This is a genomic window from Pseudomonas sp. V98_8, from assembly GCF_029967975.1.
Taxonomy (GTDB): domain Bacteria; phylum Pseudomonadota; class Gammaproteobacteria; order Pseudomonadales; family Pseudomonadaceae; genus Aquipseudomonas; species Aquipseudomonas umsongensis.
The window spans coordinates 24,717-45,331 of record NZ_JASCAE010000037.1 but is presented as its reverse complement, the minus strand read 5'-3'; the positions used below and the strand labels follow the sequence as shown (position 1 = coordinate 45,331).

Below are 20,615 nucleotides of genomic sequence, written 5' to 3'. Positions count from 1 at the left end.
TAGGATGAATCGCCTGACGTTTGGGAGAGACACACAGTGATTGAGTTTGTGTTGTACCTGGTTTTCGGCGCCGCCTTGGGAACCCTCGGCGGCCTCTTTGGCATCGGTGGGGGATTGATCGCCATTCCTATGCTGGGCGTGTTGTTCGGTCTCGATCAGCAGATTGCCCAAGGTACCGCATTGGTGATGGTGGTGCCGAACGTGATGCTGGCGCTGTGGCGCTACCACCAGCGCAACAAGATCGAGTTGCGCTACGCGCTGCCGCTGGCCTCGATGGGCTTTTGCTTCGCCTGGCTCGGATCGATCTGGGCGGTGGGTATCGATGCACAAAGCATGCGCATCGGTTTTGTCGCGTTCCTGATCGTGCTGTGCGCCTACAACCTGGTGCGGATGTTCTTCGCCAGTGCAGCGCCTTCAACGCAGATGAACCATTCATGGCCATGGCTGGGCGTGCTCGGTGCCGCATCCGGCACCATGGGCGGGCTGTTTGGCGTGGGCGGGGCGGTGGTGGCCACACCGGTGTTGACCAGCGTGTTCGGCACTACGCAGGTGGTTGCCCAGGGCCTATCCCTGGCACTGGCACTGCCGAGCACCGGTGTGACGCTGGTGACCTACGGCGTGCATCACCAGGTGAACTGGATAATCGGAGTGCCACTGGCGATCGGCGGGCTGATGAGTATCAGCTGGGGCGTGAAGATCGCCCACAGCCTGCCGGAGCGCCTGTTGCGCGCCTTGTTTTGCGGCTTCCTGCTGTGCTGTGCGGTCATGCTTGTATTTAAAGCTTGAAGCCTTCGACGATATGCTCCGCCAGGCACTCGGTGATCGGTGACGGATTATGCAGGTTGCGCAACAGCATGATGCTGGCCTCGGGAAGCACTGGCAGGTCCTCGGCTTCACCCAGGATGCGCATGTCCGCAGTGATCAGGCTTTCGAGTTGCGCGGTGACAGCCAGGCCAGCGCTGACCACCGCCATGATCGCCGACAGACTGTCGCTGTTATACGCCACACGATAGTCGCGCCCTTGGGCATCAAGGGCGTTACAGGCCCACATCCGGCAGAAGCAATCGGTGTTGAACATCGCCAGGCGCAACGGCGTCTGCTCGTGGGCGCTGTAGCATTGCGCCTCGGCCCAGACCAAACGCTCCTTGCGCAACAACTGGCCGATTTCGCTGCCCGGCTCACGGGTGACGATGGACAGGTCGAGGTCCTGGCGCATCAGCAGTTGTTTTGATGATTCACAATGCACTTCGATCTGGACCAGCGGATAGGATTGGGCAAACTGACGCAGGATCCCCGGCAGAAAACGCATCACGTAGTCGTCCGGGGTGCCAATGCGAACCGTACCGACCATGTGTGGCTCGCGCAGCGTGTTGAATACCTCGCTGTGCAGCTTGAGGATTCGCCGCGCATAACCCAACAGTACCTGGCCTTCGGCCGTGAGCCGCACCTGGCGTCCGTCGCGCTGGAACAATTGGCGCTGCAGCACATCTTCTTCCAGCCGCTTCATCTGCATGCTGACGGCTGACTGGGTACGGTTGACCAATTCACCGGCACGGGTGAAGCCCCCCTGGTCGGCGATGGCGACAAAGGTACGCAGCACTTCGGTATCGATACTCGGGTAGGCAGACATTCATCAATCTCCGAGATGGTTACCATCAGAAACATTCGTTGGATTGATCTTAGACCTGGGCAGAGACTTGAGCCATCCAAACGGAGGGCAACAAGATGAAAGGTCATCATGAAATTCACGGCACTGAAAAACATTCGGTTCACCTGATATCCGACCTGTTGCACAAGTTCAGTCGCTGGTACGAACTGCACCGTGAGCGCGAAATGCTGGCGAGCATGAGTGATGAGGCGTTGAAGGACATCGGCTTGAGTCGTGCCGACGTCGCCCACGAAGCTGAACTGCACTTCTGGCAAGACCCGATGAGCAACGGAAAATAGGCTCGACGACCCATGGAAATGTCCTGTCACTACCCCATTATCCCGGCCAAACCCCGGGCTGGTGGGGTAGGCGCGAGTCCGAAACAGATGGTCATAGAGCTTTGCTGGAGCCTGTTTCTGCACTGGCCGAAGATCCCCTCCCCAACATTGAGGAGTGGTGTCATGGAACGACAAGGCATTGAACGAAGGCGTGCGAGGCATGGGGTGCGCGATGCGCTGCTCAGGCTCCGACAGCCCGTTTGGGCGGTGGTCACGCGATTGCAGCGCTGGCGCAAACTGAACAGGGATCGAAGAGAACTGGCGCGACTGAGCGATGACTGCCTGCGTGATATTGGCTTGAGTCGAGCCGATGTCCGCAGGGAGTCTGCCCGGCCATTCTGGAATGATCCTCTCAAGCGATGAGGCGTTGGTAGTGGCGTTTTTCCCGCCTGCCGCTAAGGTGGGAAGACCCTTGCCGAAGAGCCGCCAGATGCCTGCATCCCTGTCTTTTTCCTTGAAACAAGCCAGACGCCTGGCGCTGACCGCACAAGGTTTTGGCGGGCGCCAGCCCCCTGTTCCGGTCAAGCCTGCCCGGATCAATCGATTGATCGATCGCCTGGGCATTTTGCAGATCGACTCGGTCAATGCGCTGGTGCGTTCGCACTACCTGCCGCTGTTTTCCCGGCTTGGCCAGTATCGCGCCGACCTGCTCGACCAGGCCGCCTGGAGCCAGGGGCGACAGCGTACCTTGTTCGAATACTGGGGGCATGAAGCGTCCTTGCTGCCCTTGTCGATGTATCCACTGATGCGCTGGCGCATGCAGCGGGCAAGCCGTGGCGAAGACATTTATCAGCAACTGGCGCGTTTCGGTCGTGAACAGCAGGACACGGTTCGCCGGGTGCTGGCCTGCGTTCAGGAGCAGGGCGCGTTGGGCGCTGGCAGCCTGTCGACCCGCCAGGAACGGGCAGGGCCCTGGTGGGACTGGAGTGCGGAAAAGCACGCACTGGAATGGCTGTTCGCCGCCGGCGAAGTGACAGTGGCAGGCAGGCGCGGCTTCGAACGCCTCTATGACCTGCCGGAGCGGGTTATTCCTTCGGCAATACTGGCCCAGCCAATTCTGAGCGAGGCTGAGGCCCAGCGCGGGCTGATACGGCATGCTGCGTCGGCCTTGGGCGTCGGCACCGAGAAAGACCTGAGAGACTATTTTCGCTTGGGTCCTGCTGACAGTCGTCCGCGCCTGGCGGAGTTGGTCGAGGCAGGCGAGTTGCTCTGCTGCGAAGTCGAGGGCTGGCGGCAACCTGTCTATTGCCTGCCTGAGCCAAAGTTGCGGCGCAAGGTCGAGGCCAGTGCCTTGCTTTCACCGTTCGACTCACTGATCTGGGAGCGCAGCCGTACCGAGCGGCTGTTTGATTTTCGTTATCGGCTGGAGATCTACACGCCGCCGGACAAGCGGGTCTATGGCTATTACGTCCTGCCGTTCTTACACAATGAACGGATTGCCGCGCGGGTCGACCTGCGTGCCGAGAGGGCGGCCGGGCGGTTGGCGGTGCATGCGGTGCATGAGGAAGCGTCGGGGCTGGATGACGAGGGAATGCTGGCGTTGGCGGTGAATCTTCGGCGGATGGCGGATTGGCTGGGACTGGCGCAAGTCCAGTTGAACTGCCCGCGGGCGAGTGCGGCGAGGTTGAGGGTGGCATTGGCCAGTATTGATGGTGCCTGAGCCGACCCCTTCGCGAGCAGGCTCGCTCCCACAGTAAACCGAGTTGCCCTGTAGGGCGCGGTCCTCTGTGGGAGCAAGCCTGCTCGGAAAGAATTCAGCGCTATTTAACGCCGAACTTGCTTCAGGGTTTCAGCAATCAGGAAGGCCAGTTCCAGCGACTGATCGGCATTCATCCGCGGGTCGCAATGCGTATGGTAGCGATCCGACAGGCCGTCCTCGGTAATCGGCCGCGCACCGCCGATGCACTCGGTGACGTTTTGCCCGGTCATCTCGATATGAATGCCGCCCGCGTAACTGCCCTCCGCTTCGTGAACCTGGAAGAACTGCTTCACTTCCCCAAGGATCTGCGCAAAGTCGCGGGTCTTGTAGCCACTACTGGCCTTGATCGTGTTGCCGTGCATCGGATCGGAACTCCAGAGCACCTGCCGGCCTTCTCGCTGCACGGCGCGGATCAGTTGTGGCAAATGATCGCCGACCTTGTTCGCGCCCATGCGTGCGATCAGGTTCAGGCGCCCCGGATCGTTGTCGGGGTTGAGCACGTCGATCAGGCGAATCAGGTCCTCGGGATTCATGCTCGGGCCGACCTTGACCCCGATCGGATTGTTCACCCCGCGCAGGAATTCGACATGCGCGCCATCGAGCTGGCGGGTGCGGTCGCCGATCCACAGCATGTGCGCAGAACAGTCGTAATAGTCGTTGGTCAGGCTGTCGCGACGGACGAAGGCTTCCTCGTAATTGAGCAGCAGCGCTTCGTGGGCGGTGAAAAAACTTGTTTCGCGCAGTTGCGGCGAGCTGTCCATACCACAGGCGCGCATGAACGCCAGGGTTTCATCGATGCGGTCGGCGAGGTGGCTGTATTTTTCCGCCAGGGCCGAGTTGGCGATGAAGTCCAGGTTCCATTTGTGCACCTGGTGCAGGTCGGCAAACCCGCCCTGGGCGAAGGCGCGCAGCAGGTTGAGGGTGGCGGTGGACTGGTGGTACGACTGCAGCAGGCGTTCCGGGTCCGGTACGCGGCTTTTTTCATCGAAACCGATGCCGTTGACGATATCGCCACGGTAGGCCGGCAATGTCACGCCGTCGATGGTCTCGTCGTTGGCCGAGCGAGGCTTGGCGAACTGTCCGGCCATGCGCCCGACCTTGACCACCGGGCAGCCGGCCGCGAACGTCATGACAATGGCCATTTGCAGCAGCACCTTGAAGGTGTCGCGGATTTTCGCAGCGGAAAATTCGGCGAAACTTTCGGCGCAATCGCCGCCCTGCAGCAAAAACGCTCGTCCCTGGGTCACTTCGGCGAACTGACGGCGCAATTCCCGGGCTTCCCCGGCAAACACCAGCGGCGGGTAGCTGGCCAGGGTCTGCTCGACGTGCTGCAGATGCGCCGCGTCGGGGTATTGAGGTTGTTGCTGGATCGGCAGGGCGCGCCAGCTGTCAGGGCTCCAGGGTTGGCTCATCATGATCTCTAGTGTTTTCCGCTCGGACGTCCATGTTATCAGCAATTAGTGCGTGACCTGTTCCCGTCGCTTCGCGGACAATCGCGCCTTTGCCGCTTCATGCTGCGGTTTATCGCGTTGCTGTTTGCCCAAGAAGGCCCGGCAACGATCAGGAGACGAAATGACTGAGGAGCGCGTCGAGCATCTGCTCGCCGAGGTGCAGGACGAATATGGCGTGATTCGCGTGCTGGAAGTGGCCGATTACCGCTTCCTCGAATTCGGTGATGCCATCGAGCAAAGTTGCGTGTTCACGGCCGATCCGAGCTGGCTCGAGTACGACTATACCCGGGCGATGCTGATTGGCGCACTGTGCCATGAGCAGCCGGAAAGCGCGCTGTTCCTGGGGCTTGGCGCCGGAACGCTGACCCAGGCCTGCCTCAAGTTCCTGCCCCTGGAAGATGTCGAAGCCATTGAGCTGCGCCCGGATGTGCCGCGCCTGGCCATCGAGTACCTGGGGCTGGACGACGACCCACGCCTGTATATCCGCGTGGGCGACGCGCTGGAGCTGCTCGACACCGCCGAGCCTGCGGACCTGATTTTTGTCGATCTCTACACCGACGTCGGCCCGGGTGTCGGGCATCTGGCCTGGACCTTCCTGGAGAACTGTCAGAAGCGCCTGAATCCGGGAGGCTGGCTGGTGATCAACCAATGGGCCACCGACGATGGCAAGCCATTGGGCGCCGCGTTGCTGCGCGGGCTCTACCATCGGCATTACTGGGAGCTGCCGGTGAAGGAGGGCAACGTGATCCTGATCGTGCCGTCGGAACTGGATCAGACGCTGGACATGGAAAGCCTGACCGCACGAGCCGAAGCATTGGCGCCGCGGTTGGGGTATTCGTTGCAGTCGCTGATCAAGGCGATTCGCCCGGCGACCTGAGAACACAAATCCCCATGTAGGAGCTGCCGCAGGCTGCGATCCTTTGATCTTAAAAACAAAATCAAGAGATCGCAGCCTGCGGCAGCTCCTACAGGGGTCAACAACCTTTGAAAATTCCGGGGCGGCGCTCCACCAGTGACCGCACACCCTCCTGTGCATCCTCGCTGGCCAGTAATTTCTTCACCAGCGCCGGCAACCCTTGCGCTGCGGCGGTTTCGCCCTCGTAGCGGGCCTGTCGGGCAGACATCAATGTTGCCTGAACCCCCAACGGCGCCTGCCGGGCAATGCGCTCGGCCAGTTCAAAAGCCCGCGGCAACAAATCCTCGCTGGCCATGACTTCCTGCACCAGGCCCAGGTGCAAGGCATCATGGGCATCGAATTCGTCGCCGGTCAGCATCCAGCGCATGGCATTGCCCCAGCCGGCCACCTGATGCAGGCGCAAGGTGGCACCACCGAAGGGGAAGATGCCGCGTTGCACTTCCATTTGCGCAAAGCGGGTGTTGCTGGCGCACAGGTTGATATCGGCGGCCAGCATCAACTCGATGCCGATGGTCAGGCAGTAGCCCTGGGCGGCGACGATCACCGGTTTGCTGACCCTGGGCCCGGCGAAGACCCCCCAGGGGTCGAAGCCACCGGGTGGGGCTTGCCAACCTTCGGACAGTGCCGCGCTGGCGCTGACCAGGTCCAGGCCGGCGGTAAAATGCTCGCCATGCCCGAAGACCACGGCCACCCGTGCTTCACTGTCAGCTTCGAATTCACCGTAGGCCAGGCTCAACTCGTTGAGCAGGTCGATATCAAAGGCGTTGCGCTTGGCCACCCGGTCCAGTCCGATCAACAGGACATGACCACGCTTTTCCCGACTCACACGGCTGGTATTGAGCTCTTTCATGGTGCATTTCCTCGAGCGGCTGAGGGCGCGCAGACTCAAGGTCTGTGGCGGGTGGGTGAACCGTTTTAGCGTCATCGCCCACGGGGCAGGGCCTTTGAAAAGTAGACGCTCGAGCGATTATCCGCAAAGCCTGCGATAGAACGCCGTGCGCAGGAGTTTTGCGATAAAAAAAGCTCCCTTTTTCGGCAAATTCCGGTATAGTGCGCGCCGGCCTTTAGCCGGGCCGCGTTTAGGTGGCGCAATTCCCCGAAGTCAGATTCGGTTGCACGTTCGCCCAGCGAACTCTTCCTAAACGATTCTTTCATTCATTCGTTTTCGCAAATCCCCGCCGACAAAGCTGCCAGGGCGACTCTTGAGTCTCAACACGGCATGCGCAGCTTTGGAGCATGGGTCTTTGCGGATGCACTTAGAGGCAGACCCATGACCCAGGAAATCGGCGGCTTCGCCGCTCTTGAACTTCACCCTAATATTGTCGCTGCAGTAGTCGCTACCGGCTATGAAGAGCCTTCGGCCATTCAGCAGCAGTCGATTCCGATCATTCTCGCCGGTCACGATATGATTGGCCAGGCGCAAACCGGTACCGGTAAAACCGCTGCCTTTGCCCTGCCTATCCTGCACCGCATTGATCCGTCCAAGCGCGAGCCGCAAGCTCTGATCCTGGCCCCAACTCGTGAGTTGGCGCTACAAGTTGCAACCGCTTTCGAAACCTACGCCAAGCAAATGCCGGGCGTAACTGTTGTGGCTGTCTACGGCGGCGCGCCGATGGGCCCACAATTGAAAGCAATCCGTAATGGCGCACAAATCGTTGTCGCCACTCCGGGCCGTCTGTGCGACCACCTGCGTCGCGACGAAAAAGTTCTGGCGACCGTGAACCACCTGGTTCTCGACGAAGCAGACGAAATGCTCAAGCTGGGCTTCATGGACGACCTGGAAGTCATCTTCAAGGCCATGCCGGAAACCCGTCAGACCGTACTGTTCTCGGCCACCTTGCCGCAATCGATTCGTGCCATCGCTGAGCGCCACCTGCGCGATCCGAAACACGTCAAGATCCAGAGCAAGACCCAGACCGTTACCGCGATCGAGCAGGCTCACCTGCTGGTTCACGCTGACCAGAAGACTTCCGCCGTTCTCAGCTTGCTGGAAGTGGAAGACTTCGACGCCCTGATCATGTTCGTGCGCACCAAGCAAGCGACCCTGGACCTGGCCAGCGCCCTGGAAGCCAAAGGCTACAAAGCCGCTGCGCTGAACGGTGACATTGCCCAGAACCAGCGTGAGCGCGTGATCGACTCCCTCAAGGATGGCCGTCTGGACATCGTTGTGGCGACCGACGTTGCCGCTCGTGGCCTAGACGTTCCGCGCATCACTCACGTGTTCAACGTTGACATGCCGTACGATCCGGAATCCTACGTTCACCGTATCGGTCGTACCGGCCGTGCCGGTCGCGAAGGTCGTGCCTTGCTGCTGGTGACTCCACGTGAGCGCCGCATGCTGCAAGTGATCGAGCGTGTAACCGGTCAGAAGGTTGCTGAGGTTCGCCTGCCGGACGCTCAAGCCGTTCTGGATGCGCGCATCAAGAAACTGACCAACAGCCTGTCGCCGCTGGTGGCTGAAGCCGAATCGACTCACGGTGATCTGCTCGATCGCCTGACCGCCGACATCGGTTGCAGCCCGCGTGCCCTGGCCGCAGCCCTGCTGCGCAAGGCAACCAACGGCCAAGCGCTGAACCTGGCCGCTATCGAGAAAGAGCGTCCACTGGTGCCGAACAACGCACCGCGTGGCGATCGTCCAGAGCGTTCCGGTGATCGTCCTGAGCGTGGTGACCGCGAGCGTCGCGCACCAATCCCTCTGGCCGAAGGCCGTGCTCGTTGCCGTACCGCGCTGGGTGCGCGTGATGGTATCGCTGCCAAGAACCTGCTGGGCGCGATCCTCAACGAAGGTGGTCTGGCGCGTGAAGCCATCGGTCGCATCCAGGTGCGTGACAGCTTCAGCCTCGTCGAATTGCCGGAAGACGGTCTTGAGAAGTTGCTGAGCAAGCTGAAGGACACTCGCGTTGCCGGTAAGCAGTTGAAGCTGCGTCGCTACCGCGAAGATTGATCCGCTCTCGGGCTGATTGATCGAACATAAAAAATCCTCGACTGGTTCGGGGATTTTTTATGTCTGCGATTTGTTGTTGTAGGAGCAGCCGGTCGACGCTCCTACATTATGGGGTTATTCGGCAGTTGGCCCGCCACCCGCCGTCACCACCTGGATGCTCATGCGCGGTGTTGCCAGGTCCAGTCCGGCTTCATCCAGATGCCGTTTGAGCGACAGGTTGAATGCCCGTGAAACTTCCCATTGCTTGATCGGAGCGGTCTTGAATCGAGCCCGCAGAATCGCGTTGCCGGACTCGAAGCTCTCCACGCCCTGAAACTCCAGGGGCGACCAGATATTGCGTCGTTGCAGCGGGTCGGTGCGCATTTTCTGGCCGACGTCGCGCATCAACTTGATCGCATTGTCGATGTCCATGCTGGCAGGCACCGCGACCCGGAATATCGCGTAGCCAAATTCCCGGGAGTAGTTCTTGATGCTCTTGATTTCGCTGAACGGAATGGTGTGGACGATGCCGTCGATGTCCCGCAGGCGCACGGTGCGGATGGTCAGGCCCTCGACGGTGCCCAGGTGACCGCCGACGTCCACGTAGTCGTCGATGGCCAGGGAGTCTTCGATGATGATGAACAGGCCGGTGATCAGGTCGGCGACCAGCGATTGGGCGCCAAAGCCGATGGCCAGGCCGATCACACCGGCACCGGCTAGCAGTGGCGTTACGTTCATGCCCATGTTCGCCAGGGCGACGATCAGCGCGATGATGAAAATCGCCACGAACAGCACGTTGCGGATCAGCGGCATCATGGTTTGCGCGCGGGCGTTGGCCAGGCCTTTGCGCGAGCGGGTGAGGGCGTGATGCACGGCAGTGTCGCTGAGGATCCAGATCAGCCAGGCAAAGATCAGGGTGCCAATAAGGCTGAACAGCTTGACGCTGACCTCATGTCCTTCGCCTTCGGTAAAGCCGATCAGTGACATGCCCCACACCCGCAGGCCCAGTTCGATGAATGCCAGCCATACCACTAGATGGGCCAGGGTATAGAAGAAGTTTTTCAGGCGTTCCGAATACAGCGCGTGACGCTTCGCGCCGCGTTGCGGTTTGAGGGCGTGGCGGCGCACCAGGCCATTGATGACCATGCACAACACCAGCAACACGGTGCAGATCAGCGACTGGCGCAGCGCGGTGCTGGTGTCGCCTGCCGAGACGAAGGTGGCGAACAGCGAGATCCCCACCAGCACCAGTGCCGGTACAAACCAGAAGGTGCCGAGAATTTCGATGGTGTCGCTGAGGGCGCGGCGGGTCAGGCGCCGGGACAGTGGCTGATTGCGGATCAGGTGGGCAATCGGGCGCCGGAAACGCAGGATGAACAGCCCCGTGGACAACGCCGCCAACACATTGGCCACCGTCGCCGCCGTGTGCGCCAGGTGTACGCCAAGGCTTTCAACCAGGCGTGGGTCGCTCAAGGCTTCACCAAAAGCGGCGAAACTGCCGATCAACCATAGTGGTCGGAAGGCCTGGTGCCGCAGGATGTACAGGGCCCGGTGGCGGTGTGGGCCGTCGAGCAGGGAAAAGGCAATCACGCAGATTGCTGAGAAACAGGTGCCGACCACCAGTGCATAGGCCAGCACCATGGCCAGGCTTTTACCGAGTGACGATGGCAGGGCGTAACTCATGTAGACGGTGATGACCAAGGCAATCAACCACGGCCCCAGCTTGCGCAGGGCAAAGCGCAGCATATCCACGGCCCGGGGGTGTTGCGGCAATTCCTCGGTCAGGCCGAAGCGCATCCGTACCCGATGGCTGACCCAGATCAGCACCGCCGCCAGCAGGCTCCAGACCATCAGGATCATGGCAAAGGCGAAGATGATCGGCAGCCACTCGCTGGCCGGCAGCACCAGTGCCGCCAATTCATCCTTGGCCAGGTCGAATTCGGCGGACCAGCGAGTGATTGGGCTGTCGGCGCCGGAGAATTGCTTTTCGAAACTGGCCAGGGTCCCGCCAATCAGGCCCAGCACGCCTTCCTCTGCGACCGGTTGGGCTTTTTTTGTGGCGTCGCGCAGCTTCTTCAGATCAGCCAGCAGCTTGCTGCGCTGCTGATCGTTCTCCAGTGACTTGATGACTTCGTCGAGGGATTGCCCAAGGGGTTCCTGCGCCTCGGGTTGGGTTTTTGCCGGGCTGCCAAGCAGGCCCGGCAACCCGACAGCCTGGGCAGGCGCTGATGCCATCAGGGTCATCAGGCAGATAAGGAAAAGACATGGCAGGGCGAGCAGGCGAGCGAACACTAGGCGGTCAACCTCGAAATGGGCAGGTCGACCGAGTGTACGAGCCCGTCAAAACCAATGCGAGCGGGGTGGGGATTTTATTCGTTGAGTTTGGCGAGGATCTTGAAGATCACCGTGGCCAGGATCAACAGCATGCCGAGCCACATGGCGAGCACGCCGGCGTTCTTGTCGCGAAAATTGAAACCGACTGCCAGCATGATCATCCCGATAAGAATGGGGATGAGCATGGCGTGAAATGAAGACATTGTGATCATGGCGACTGCCTTGTCAAAGGAGTGGTTGAAGTCTAGGTGGCTTTTTGCAGGGTGCTGTCTGCAGGAGCGAGCATGCTCGCTCCTACAGATGCAGATGCAGATTCATGCGCGGTTATGGCAATTCGCGGCAGGCGTAGAACGCGCTGAGCACCTTGACCAGATGCGCCAGGTCATGGCTGCCGCACAATTCGCGAATCGAATGCATGGCGAAGGTCGGCAGGCCGATGTCCACGGTACGCACCCCCAGGTGGCTGGCGGTGATCGGGCCGATGGTCGAGCCGCAACCCATGTCGCTGCGCACCACGAAGCTCTGCACCGGCACTTCTTCGGCCATGCACAGGTGGCGGAAGAACCCGGCGGTTTCGCTGTTGGTGGCGTAGCGCTGGTTGCTGTTGACCTTGATCACAGGGCCGGCGTTGAGTTTCGGGCCGTGATTGGCATCGTGCTTGTCGGCGTAGTTGGGGTGCACGCCGTGGGCGTTGTCGGCCGAGACCAGCAGGGATTTCTGGATGGTGCGTACGAATTCATCACCTTCTGGCAGCAGGCGGCGCAACGTCTGCTCCAGCATCGGGCCGTCGGCACCGCAGGCCGAGCAGGACCCGACTTCCTCGTGGTCATTGCAGACCAGGACGCACGTTTCGTCGGTGTCCGTGGTCAGCAGCGCTTGCAGGCCGGCATAGCATGACAGCAGGTTGTCCAGGCGCGCGCCGGCGATGAAATCACCATGCAGGCCGATGACGGCCGCGCTTTGGGTGTCGTAGAAACTCAATTCGTAATCCAGCACGACGTCGGCGTTCAGGCCGTGTTCGCGGGCCAACTGGTCGGTGAGCACCGCGCGGAAATCCACGCGCTCGTCCCCGGCGAATTGCGCCAGTACCGGGGGCAGTTCGGTCTGGGCGTTGATCGCCCAGCCCATGTTGGCTTCACGATTGAGGTGAATGGCCAGGTTGGGGATGATCGCGATCGGTGCCTTGAAGTCGATCAGCTGGCTCTCGACCTTTCCATCACGACGGAAGGTGACGCGGCCGGCCAGGGACAGGTCGCGGTCGAACCAGGGGGCCAACAGGGCGCCGCCATAGACTTCGACGCCCAGTTGCCAGAAACCCTGGCGTTGCAGTTCCGGCTGCGGCTTGACCCGCAGGCACGGGCTGTCGGTGTGGGCTCCGACCAGGCGAATGCCGCCGTGCAGTGGCGAGTGCCGGCCCATCTTGATCGCGACGATCGAGGAGTCGTTACGGGTGACGTAGTAGCGACCATTGGCTTCGGTACTCCATGGCTCGCGTTCGTCCAGGCGTTGGAATCCCGCCGCTTCCAGTCGCTGAACAAGGCTGGCGGTGGCATGAAACGGGGTAGGGGAGGCCTTGAGGAAATCGATCAGGCCTTGGTTCAACTCTTCGCGCATAAGTAGCTCCAGACAGCAATGGCGCCAGTTTAACGTATTGGCCCGGTGCATTGGACAAGAGCTTGCAGCACCGGGCCTGGTCGGGCGCTCAATGGGTCATTCGCTCGCGCAGGTAGGCAATGATGGTTTGTTCGTCCCCGGATTTTGCCGGTCGCGGCAGATGTTTTGGCCAGCGACCCTTTTCCGTGCCGAAAAACCTTCTTTGTTTGTCTTCGTCCCAGCGCAAGATTTCGCGGGAGGCGGACTCCCACCATTCATGGCGGCACACTTCGTAATACGGATGTTCGGGCGCCGCGCTTCCGTACAGCAGGTCGCGACCGACCTTTTTCACGCTCTTGCGCTTGTTGCGCAGCTTCCACTTGATGCGCAGGCGCTGCCAGGGTGAGGGCACGGGCTTGCAGCGCGGGACTTCTGTGCACAGCGCCGGCAGCTCGGCACGGAATTGCTCGCCATGGCGGGAGAAAAAATGCTTCTGCATGGCATGGAAGAAGCGTTTTTCAGCGAAGTAGTGATAGACGAACTTCTTTGCTTCCTGAACCGGTTGGTTGCGCATCGCGAACGACAGGGCGATTTGCTCGATGGTGTGGATATCGAATGAGTCACGGGTCCATTCATCGATCAGGCGGATTGATTCATCGAGCAACCGCGTATCACCGTCGGTGACACCGCACAGCCCGCTGTTATACAGCTTGAAACTGTTGTTGGCCGAGATGCCATGGGCTTGCAGGCAGCGGCCGAGCTTGACGTAGTCCGGGCGTTCGCAGACGTAGCTCCAGTCGTACTCGAAACGGTCCATGACATAACGCCCGGGCGCGATTCGGTCGAAGACGCGATGCGGCGATTCCAGGAACAGTGTATCGGTGTCGACGAACAGCGTCTTTTGCGCAAGCTTCAGCCCTTGGGCAATGGCGCAGGCCTTGCGTCGATGGTGATAGCCGTTTTCGCCCTGCCACTGGGTCATGGTCTGCTCGCTCAGGGCGATCGTGTCCACCGGCCAGCCAGCATAATCTTCCGGGCGATCGGTCATGACCCTGATGCACAGCGACTCGCCCCGTTTGAGTTGTGCCAGGGCGGTGAGCATGCTGAACTTGGCTTCGCGCCGGTAGACATCCTGGTTGCCATAGATGAGGTAGAGCAACTGGTGCGGTGTTTTTTCCAGGGGGGGCAGCGCTTCGCGCATAAGTAGCTCCAGGCAACAGTGACGCGAGTTTACCGTATTGGTCCGGGGCAATGCAGGTGCACTGTTCTCAGTAATGTTGTAACAACAAATGAAAAACGCCCTTCATTGCAAGGGCGTTTTCAATGGGCTTTCAGTGGTCGCCCACTCAAAAAGGCGCAGGGCACTCGAAGCGCAGTCGCTCACCGCTTTGCGGGTGAGTGAAGCTGAGCATGCTGGCATGCAGGCACAGGCGTGGCCAGGCGTCCAGGGCTTGCTCATGGGCGTAGAGTCCGTCGCCCAGCAATGGATGACCGATCGACAGCATGTGCACGCGCAATTGGTGCGAACGACCGGTGATCGGCGTGAGTTCGACGCGACACCAATCGCCGCAGCGCTCCAGCACGCGCCAGAAGGTCAGGGCGTGTTTGCCGAATTCATGGTCCACCACGTGACGTGGCTTGGTCGGCGGGTCGTAGCGCAGCGGCAAGTCGATGCTGCCACTGTCGAGCTCCGGCTGGCCCCAGCACAATGCGGTGTAGGCCTTTTCCGTTTCGCGGTCGTGAAATTGCCGAGACAATTCACGGTGCGTATCGGGATCCCGGGCCAGCAGGATGATGCCGGAGGTTTCCCAGTCCAGTCGGTGGACGATTCGCGCTTCCGGGTAGCCGTTTTCCTGCAGGCGGGTAATCAGGCAGTCCTTATTGTCTTCGGCCCGACCGGGCACGGAGAGCAACAGGGTGGGTTTGTTGACCACCAGGACAGCAGCGTCCTCATGGATGATGTGAATATTGGACAGCGGCATCAAACAGCCTCGTTACAAACGCCAACGGCGGCTCAGGCCTGCAGGCCTGAACCGCCGTGGTTCCACCCGGATCGACTCAGCGATCTGGCAGGGTGATATTGAGTTCCAGAATCGAGCAGCTGCCCTGGCTTTCCAGTGCGACGTGCACGTCATCGGACCCGATATTGACGTACTTGCGAATCACCTCGACCAGTTCCTTCTGCAGGGCTGGCAGGTAATCCGGGGTACTGCGTTGGCCGCGTTCGTGCGCCACGATGATCTGTAGACGCTCTTTCGCTACCGACGCGGTGCTTTGCTTTTTGTTGGCACGAAAGAAGTCAAAAAGGTTCATTGGTTAGTTGCCTCCAAACAGGCGCTCGAAGAATCCCTTCTTCTGTACATCAAGGAAACGATGTTCCACGGTTTTGCCCAACAGGCGGTCCACGGTATCGCTGTAGGCCTGGCCTGCATCGCTCTGGTCGTCGAGAATCACCGGAACGCCCTGGTTGGATGCCTTGAGCACCGCCTGGGATTCAGGGATCACGCCGAGCAGGGCCACCGAGAGGATCTCCTTGACGTCTTCGACGCCGAGCATTTCACCCTTGCTCACGCGCTCTGGATGGTAACGGGTAATCAGCAGGTGTTCCTTGATCGGGTCTTCGCCACGCTCGGCTCGACGGGACTTGCTGGCCAGCAGGCCAAGCATGCGGTCGGAGTCGCGCACCGAGGAGACTTCCGGGTTGGTCACCACGATCGCTTCGTCTGCGAAGTACATGGCCAGGTGAGCACCTTTTTCGATACCCGCCGGGGAGTCGCAGACCACGAACTCGAAGTCTTCCTTGAGTTGCATCAGGACTTTTTCCACGCCTTCGACTGTCAGCGCGTCTTTGTCGCGGGTCTGGCTGGCGGCCAGTACGTAGAGGTTCTCCAGGCGCTTGTCTTTGATCAAGGCCTGTTGCAGGTTGGCTTCGCCGTTCACTACGTTGACGAAGTCATACACCACGCGGCGCTCGCAACCCATGATCAGGTCGAGGTTACGCAAACCGACGTCGAAGTCGACGATGACTGTTTTGTGACCGCGCAGAGCGAGGCCGGTACCGATAGCGGCGCTGGTGGTGGTCTTACCCACACCACCCTTGCCGGATGTAACCACGAGAATCTTGGCCAAGGTGTTTCACCCCTAAGGAAAAAGGACTTTTAGCCCCTGAAAAACATCTCTTGAAAACTACAGCAGTTGGACAGCCTTGGCTGGAATATGGCCGCAGACGGCATTTACCCCCGGTAAACACTGTTTGTAGCCTGTTTCCTACTTCGTTTGAGCCGTTTTCGCTACGTTTTAGAGATGCTTGGAAAATGCGGCAGTATCCGTTAAAGCCGAATGATGTTCAACACGTCGCCAGACAGGCTGACCTGCACACCCGAGCCCCACAATGGGTCGCGGCGCAGATCTTCGGAAACCTTGTAATGTCCGGCAATAGAGATCAGTTCAGCGCTCATTTGCTGGCAGAAAATCCGTGCCTTGGTGTCGCCTTTGACGCCGGCCAGCACACGACCGCGCATCGGGCCGTATACATGGATGTTCCCATCGGCGAGAAGTTCCGCCCCCGGGCTGACCGAGGAGATCACTACCAGGTCACTGCCCTGGGCATAGATCTGCTGGCCACCGCGCACTGGCGAAGTGATGATTTTCGTCGGCTTGATGGTCGGTTCCGCTGGTTTTTCCGGTTTTTTCGCAACGACACCTTCGTTCATGTCCAGCGCCCGTTCACGGGCCCCGGATGGCGGCAACACCGGCAGGTCGACGGCGATGGCGGCCGCGATGTCTTCGATGCGGCTGGCACGGATGGCCAGGGTACGCAGGCCATGCTGGCGGCAGATGCGCATCAGGCCGGGCAGATCGACGGCACCACCGTTGGCCGGGAGTTTGTCCAAAGCCAGGACCAGCGGTGCATTACTGAAGAAGTTCGGCGCCTGAGCGACTTTGGCGGCCAGTTGCCGATCGAGGCCTTCAAGGTCATTTCGGGCCAGTTCCAGCACCGTTATGGCAAGCATGCTGCCCTTCAACTGGAACACGGGATCTTGGTCAAGCGGTTCGGTTTGGCTCATGGTCGGCATACAACGACTTGTCACTAAAAGTGCCCAGACTTATAACGAGAACGCCCGCGAGCCGCAAGCCGGGTCGAACGATGTAGAATGCGCGGCCAACGTCTTTTCGGAACCTTTAATGGATCGCCCGCGTTTTCGAACAACTTTTCTGATGCCGCGTTTCTGGCCACTCTGGTGCGGCCTGGGGCTGTTATGGTTGATTGTCCAGCTGCCGTACCCTGCATTGCTGTGGATCGGTCGGGTCCTGGGTGCCTTGATGTATCGGGTAGCGGCCGACCGGCGGCGCATTGCCAAGCGCAATCTCGAACTGTGCTTCCCGGAAAAATCCGCGGCAGAGCGCAAGCGTCTGCTCAAGGAAAACTTCGCGTCCACCGGTATCGCCTTCTTTGAAATGGCGATGAGCTGGTGGTGGTCACGCGAGCGGTTGGCGAAACTGGCCCATGTCGAAGGCCTGGAGCACCTGAAGAATGCCCAGCGTGAGGGCAAGGGCGTGATCCTGATGGCCGTCCACTTCACCACGCTGGAAATCGGCGCGGCGCTGCTCGGCCAGCAACACACCATCGACGGTATGTACCGCGAGCACAAGAACCCGCTGTTCGACTATGTGCAGCGTCGCGGTCGCGAGCGGCACAATCTGGATTCGTTGGCGGTGGAGCGTGAGGATGTGCGCGGCATGCTCAAGTTGCTACGCGCCGGCCGTGCGATCTGGTATGCGCCGGACCAGGACTATGGCGCCAAGCAAAGCATTTTCGTGCCGTTGTTCGGCATACAGGCCGCCACCGTCACCGCCACCAGCAAGTTCGCGCGGTTGGGCAAGGCGCTGGTGGTGCCGTTCACCCAGGAACGCCTGGCGGACGGCAGTGGGTATCGCCTGGTCATCCACGCGCCGCTCGAAGGCTTCCCGGGCGAAACCGAGGAAGCCGACTGCTTGCGCATCAACCAGTGGATAGAAGGCGTCTTGCGTGATTGCCCAGAGCAATACCTCTGGGCCCATCGCCGCTTCAAGAGCCGTCCGCCCGGTGAACCGAAGCTGTACCCAAAGCGCGGCTGAACGGCCGCACCCCGCAGGAGCGAGCATGTCGAATCGTCGCACCGTCGCGATGGTCGTCAACGATAATGCTGGCAGCCTGACACCCAGCGGCGTCCTCGGGTCCATCGCGAGCATGCTCGCTCCTACAAGGGACGATCCCCATCAATGAGCATGGAGCGTTACTCATGAATCCCGCTGAACCGGTTACAGGCTTGATCCTTTCCGGCGGCGGGGCTCGGGCGGCCTATCAAGTGGGGGTGCTGGCGGCGATTGCCGAGTTGCTGCCATTGGGTGCGGACAATCCTTTTCCGGTGATCGTCGGCACGTCCGCCGGCGCTATCAATGCCGTCAGCCTGGCCAGCGGGGCGACGGATTTTCGCGCGGCCATCGAGCGGCTGACGGCGTTCTGGCAGGGTTTTCGCAGCCATCTGGTGTTGCGCAGCGACTGGCCGGGCGTGATCAGCCAGGCTGCCCGGTTCGTCAGTCACAGTTTGTTGGGCCTTGGCGCCCCGGTGCCCGTGGCGTTGCTCAACAGCTCGCCGCTACGCGGATTACTCGACGACAAACTGCACATGGGCGACATTGCCCACGCCATCGAGCAGAAGCAGTTGCAGGCCGTCGCGGTCACGGCGTTCGGCTATGAATCCGGTCAGGCGGTGACGTTCTATCAGGGCGGCGGCACTATAGACGCCTGGTTGCGCCATCGGCGGATCGGCGTTCCCACACAACTGTCGGTCGACCATTTACTCGCCAGTTCGGCCATTCCGCTGCTGTTCGCTCCGGTGAAAATCGGCGAGGAATATTTCGGCGACGGCGCGGTGCGCCAGTCGGCACCGATCAGCCCCGCCCTGCATCTGGGCGCCAACCGGGTGCTGGTGGTGGGTGTCAGCGGCAACCCGCGCGGCATCGACCCGGAGCAGCCGCTGCAACGCGCCTATTCCGGTCAGCAGCCAACCTTGGCGCAGATCGGTGGGCATTTGCTCAACAGCACGTTCATCGATAGCCTGGAAAGTGATATCGAACTCTTGCAGCGCTTGAATCAGTTCAGTCGCCTCATGCCCGATGGCACGCCGATCCGTACGTTGGGGGTGGCGCCAGTGGAGGTGTTGGTGATTTCGCCCAGCCAGCCGATCGACGAAATCGCCGCACGCCATCGCCAGGAACTGCCAGCGGCGCTGCGCCTGTTCTTGCGTGGGCCGGGAGCGACCAAGACCAGTGGGGCGGGGGTGTTGAGTTATCTGCTGTTCGAGGCGGGGTATTGCAGCGAGTTGATTGATCTGGGACGGCGGGATGCGTTGGCCAAGCGCGGGGAGATTTGCCGGTTTCTCGGGTTGGCGGAACCTGTGGTTTCGGCTTGAGATTGGCGGTGCGGCATTCGCGAGCAGGCTCGCTCCCACAGTGAATCTTCAGTGCGACAAAGATCAAATGTGGGAGCGAGCCTGCTCGCGAAGCTTTTACATCAGAAGTGCACCTTGACCAGGAAGCTGGTCACGCTCTGGTCGGTCTTGAAGCCCTGGCTGTCTTCGATACCGTACTTGTTTTTCCAGTAGTCATACTCGACACCGACGTACAGCTGCTTGGCGCCCAGGTTCAGCACCTTGCCCAGGTCGTATTTGATCTGTGGGTTGAAGTGCAGGTTGGCGTGGTATTCGCCTTTCTTGTTGACGTCGTTGTCAACGACCCAGTCCATGAAACCGTCGATCAGCACATCCGAGTCACCCACTGGAAGGGTATAGGACCAGACCGGGGTGACTTGCCAGATGTTGTCACCCGGGCGGTCGCCTTCGGTATGACGGTTGTAGAAGTTCAGCTGGAAGTAGTCAAAGCCGGGGATGGCCAGGTCGAAACCCGGACCGATCAGATACGACTCGGTATCGTCTTCACCGAACTCATAGGTCATGGCCAGCAGCACGTCCTTGATCGGACCGAACTCCAGCTTCTGATCGAAAATCTTGTTGAACGACAGGCGCGGGCTGAATTCACCATAGTGAGTGTTCTTGCCTGCGAAGGCGTCTTCCTTGCCGTTGTAGAAGATTTTGTCGATGAAGAAGAAGTTGTCGCCGTATTTCCAGCCGTCGGCGTGTTCGAAGGTCACCGTCTGCTGGATGCGTGGGTTGACCTGGAAGTCCTTGCCATACAGGTAGGTCAGGCTGTTGTTCTGCCATTGCAGCAAGTCGCCGGCCATGGCCTGACCCCCCGCCAGCAACGATCCTGCCAGCATCAGGCTAGTGCACGTACGTTTCATTCGGTTGCTCCCAAAAAGTAGTGGTTTCACGTTATTTTTTTAAGGTCGACGCTCTGGTGTGGCGCCTTTTTCCGTAGCTGCAAAAAAATCATCCATTCGGTCAGCTTTATGCTGTTAGCAAGAGCTGCGCCAAGGCTTTCAGAAAACAAAAAAACTCCCGTTCGGCGGCTCTGGAGCAGTCGATTGAGAGTGGTTTGGGGGTGCCTTGGTACCGTCCAGAGCCGGGATAAGTTGGCTTTCTGGTCAGGAATTAAATCCGGGCTTTTTTTTAAAGCGGATTCAGGCGGCCGCGGAGAATACTGACTCCTCGGCCAGGTCTCAAGTGCTCCGCAACAGCGCACCGACGACAGGTTTGGGGCACGGTTGCGGAT

The 20,615-nt window shown here is 60.3% G+C and carries 21 protein-coding genes; 9 read left to right on the top strand and 12 right to left on the bottom strand.

Annotation, left to right across the window (positions count from 1 at the left end; all coding sequences use genetic code 11):
- The first annotated feature begins 36 nt into the window (after nt 1-36).
- Nucleotides 37-786 carry a sulfite exporter TauE/SafE family protein gene (locus tag QLG10_RS10655; protein WP_282487319.1) on the top strand — a complete coding sequence of 250 codons (750 nt, stop codon included), beginning with the start codon at nt 37-39 and terminating at the stop codon, nt 784-786.
- On the opposite strand, the gene QLG10_RS10650 is transcribed toward QLG10_RS10655, so the two are convergent.
- Nucleotides 776-1,630: a LysR substrate-binding domain-containing protein gene (locus QLG10_RS10650; protein WP_110749144.1), complete on the bottom strand. Its 855-nt coding sequence runs from the start codon at nt 1,628-1,630 to the stop codon at nt 776-778. The two genes, QLG10_RS10655 and QLG10_RS10650, sit on opposite strands and share 11 nt — an antisense overlap.
- Nucleotides 1,631-1,725: 95 nt before the next feature.
- On the opposite strand from QLG10_RS10650, the gene QLG10_RS10645 reads away from it, so the two are divergent.
- From QLG10_RS10645 to QLG10_RS10635, 3 genes are all read left to right on the top strand, one after another.
- Nucleotides 1,726-1,947: a DUF1127 domain-containing protein gene (locus QLG10_RS10645; RefSeq protein ID WP_020800398.1), complete on the top strand. Its 222-nt coding sequence runs from the start codon at nt 1,726-1,728 to the stop codon at nt 1,945-1,947.
- A 162-nt stretch (nt 1,948-2,109) separates the two neighbouring features.
- A complete protein-coding gene (locus tag QLG10_RS10640; RefSeq protein ID WP_110749142.1) occupies nt 2,110-2,349 on the top strand; it encodes a DUF1127 domain-containing protein in 240 nt (79 codons plus the stop codon).
- A 67-nt stretch (nt 2,350-2,416) separates the two neighbouring features.
- A complete protein-coding gene (locus QLG10_RS10635; protein WP_282487318.1) occupies nt 2,417-3,646 on the top strand; it encodes a winged helix-turn-helix domain-containing protein in 1,230 nt (409 codons plus the stop codon).
- Between the two features lie 104 nt (nt 3,647-3,750).
- Here the strand turns inward: QLG10_RS10635 and QLG10_RS10630 are convergent, their stop codons facing one another.
- On the bottom strand, nt 3,751-5,097 hold the full coding sequence (locus QLG10_RS10630; protein WP_110749138.1) for a 3-deoxy-7-phosphoheptulonate synthase class II: 1,347 nt from the start codon (nt 5,095-5,097) through the stop codon (nt 3,751-3,753).
- 160 nt (nt 5,098-5,257) lie between these two features.
- Here QLG10_RS10630 and QLG10_RS10625 point away from each other — a divergent pair, with 160 nt between their 5' ends.
- Nucleotides 5,258-6,013, top strand: coding sequence for a spermidine synthase (locus tag QLG10_RS10625; protein WP_110749136.1), 756 nt, complete (start codon nt 5,258-5,260; stop codon nt 6,011-6,013).
- A gap of 97 nt (nt 6,014-6,110) precedes the next feature.
- Here the strand turns inward: QLG10_RS10625 and QLG10_RS10620 are convergent, their stop codons facing one another.
- Nucleotides 6,111-6,902, bottom strand: a complete 792-nt coding sequence (locus QLG10_RS10620) for a crotonase/enoyl-CoA hydratase family protein (RefSeq protein ID WP_282487317.1) — start codon at nt 6,900-6,902, stop codon at nt 6,111-6,113.
- 420 nt (nt 6,903-7,322) lie between these two features.
- Between QLG10_RS10620 and QLG10_RS10615 the strand changes: the two genes are divergently transcribed.
- A complete protein-coding gene (locus QLG10_RS10615; RefSeq protein ID WP_020800404.1) occupies nt 7,323-8,996 on the top strand; it encodes a DEAD/DEAH box helicase in 1,674 nt (557 codons plus the stop codon).
- Between the two features lie 114 nt (nt 8,997-9,110).
- Here the strand turns inward: QLG10_RS10615 and QLG10_RS10610 are convergent, their stop codons facing one another.
- The 8 genes from QLG10_RS10610 to minC all read right to left on the bottom strand — a co-directional run bounded on the left by QLG10_RS10610 (nt 9,111) and on the right by minC (nt 16,969).
- Nucleotides 9,111-11,267 (bottom strand): mechanosensitive ion channel family protein, encoded by a 2,157-nt coding sequence (locus QLG10_RS10610; protein WP_188264722.1) that lies wholly within the window; start codon nt 11,265-11,267, stop codon nt 9,111-9,113.
- A gap of 77 nt (nt 11,268-11,344) precedes the next feature.
- A complete protein-coding gene (locus QLG10_RS10605; protein ID WP_008056983.1) occupies nt 11,345-11,521 on the bottom strand; it encodes a hypothetical protein in 177 nt (58 codons plus the stop codon).
- 112 nt (nt 11,522-11,633) lie between these two features.
- Nucleotides 11,634-12,923, bottom strand: a complete 1,290-nt coding sequence (locus tag QLG10_RS10600; RefSeq protein WP_110749133.1) for a M18 family aminopeptidase — start codon at nt 12,921-12,923, stop codon at nt 11,634-11,636.
- Between the two features lie 88 nt (nt 12,924-13,011).
- Complete coding sequence (locus QLG10_RS10595; RefSeq protein WP_188264723.1) at nt 13,012-14,103, bottom strand: hypothetical protein; 1,092 nt, start codon at nt 14,101-14,103, stop codon at nt 13,012-13,014.
- Nucleotides 14,104-14,248: 145 nt separating this feature from the next.
- Nucleotides 14,249-14,884: an RluA family pseudouridine synthase gene (locus QLG10_RS10590; RefSeq protein WP_110749129.1), complete on the bottom strand. Its 636-nt coding sequence runs from the start codon at nt 14,882-14,884 to the stop codon at nt 14,249-14,251.
- A gap of 76 nt (nt 14,885-14,960) precedes the next feature.
- A complete protein-coding gene (gene minE / locus QLG10_RS10585) occupies nt 14,961-15,215 on the bottom strand; it encodes a cell division topological specificity factor MinE (RefSeq protein ID WP_007974947.1) in 255 nt (84 codons plus the stop codon).
- Between the two features lie 3 nt (nt 15,216-15,218).
- Complete coding sequence (gene minD / locus QLG10_RS10580; protein ID WP_008056976.1) at nt 15,219-16,031, bottom strand: septum site-determining protein MinD; 813 nt, start codon at nt 16,029-16,031, stop codon at nt 15,219-15,221.
- Between the two features lie 200 nt (nt 16,032-16,231).
- Entirely contained in the window at nt 16,232-16,969 is a 738-nt protein-coding gene (gene minC, locus QLG10_RS10575) for a septum site-determining protein MinC (protein ID WP_110749398.1), read from the bottom strand.
- A gap of 118 nt (nt 16,970-17,087) precedes the next feature.
- Here minC and QLG10_RS10570 point away from each other — a divergent pair, with 118 nt between their 5' ends.
- From QLG10_RS10570 to QLG10_RS10560, 3 genes are read left to right on the top strand one after another with little or no spacing between them, the layout of a single operon-like run.
- Nucleotides 17,088-18,020, top strand: a complete 933-nt coding sequence (locus tag QLG10_RS10570) for a lipid A biosynthesis lauroyl acyltransferase (RefSeq protein WP_020800412.1) — start codon at nt 17,088-17,090, stop codon at nt 18,018-18,020.
- A gap of 25 nt (nt 18,021-18,045) precedes the next feature.
- Nucleotides 18,046-18,168 (top strand): hypothetical protein, encoded by a 123-nt coding sequence (locus QLG10_RS10565; protein ID WP_020800413.1) that lies wholly within the window; start codon nt 18,046-18,048, stop codon nt 18,166-18,168.
- A gap of 16 nt (nt 18,169-18,184) precedes the next feature.
- Entirely contained in the window at nt 18,185-19,357 is a 1,173-nt protein-coding gene (locus tag QLG10_RS10560) for a patatin-like phospholipase family protein (protein ID WP_110749127.1), read from the top strand.
- A gap of 101 nt (nt 19,358-19,458) precedes the next feature.
- On the opposite strand, the gene QLG10_RS10555 is transcribed toward QLG10_RS10560, so the two are convergent.
- A complete protein-coding gene (locus QLG10_RS10555) occupies nt 19,459-20,244 on the bottom strand; it encodes an outer membrane protein OmpK (RefSeq protein WP_110749125.1) in 786 nt (261 codons plus the stop codon).
- Nucleotides 20,245-20,615: the final 371 nt, after the last annotated feature.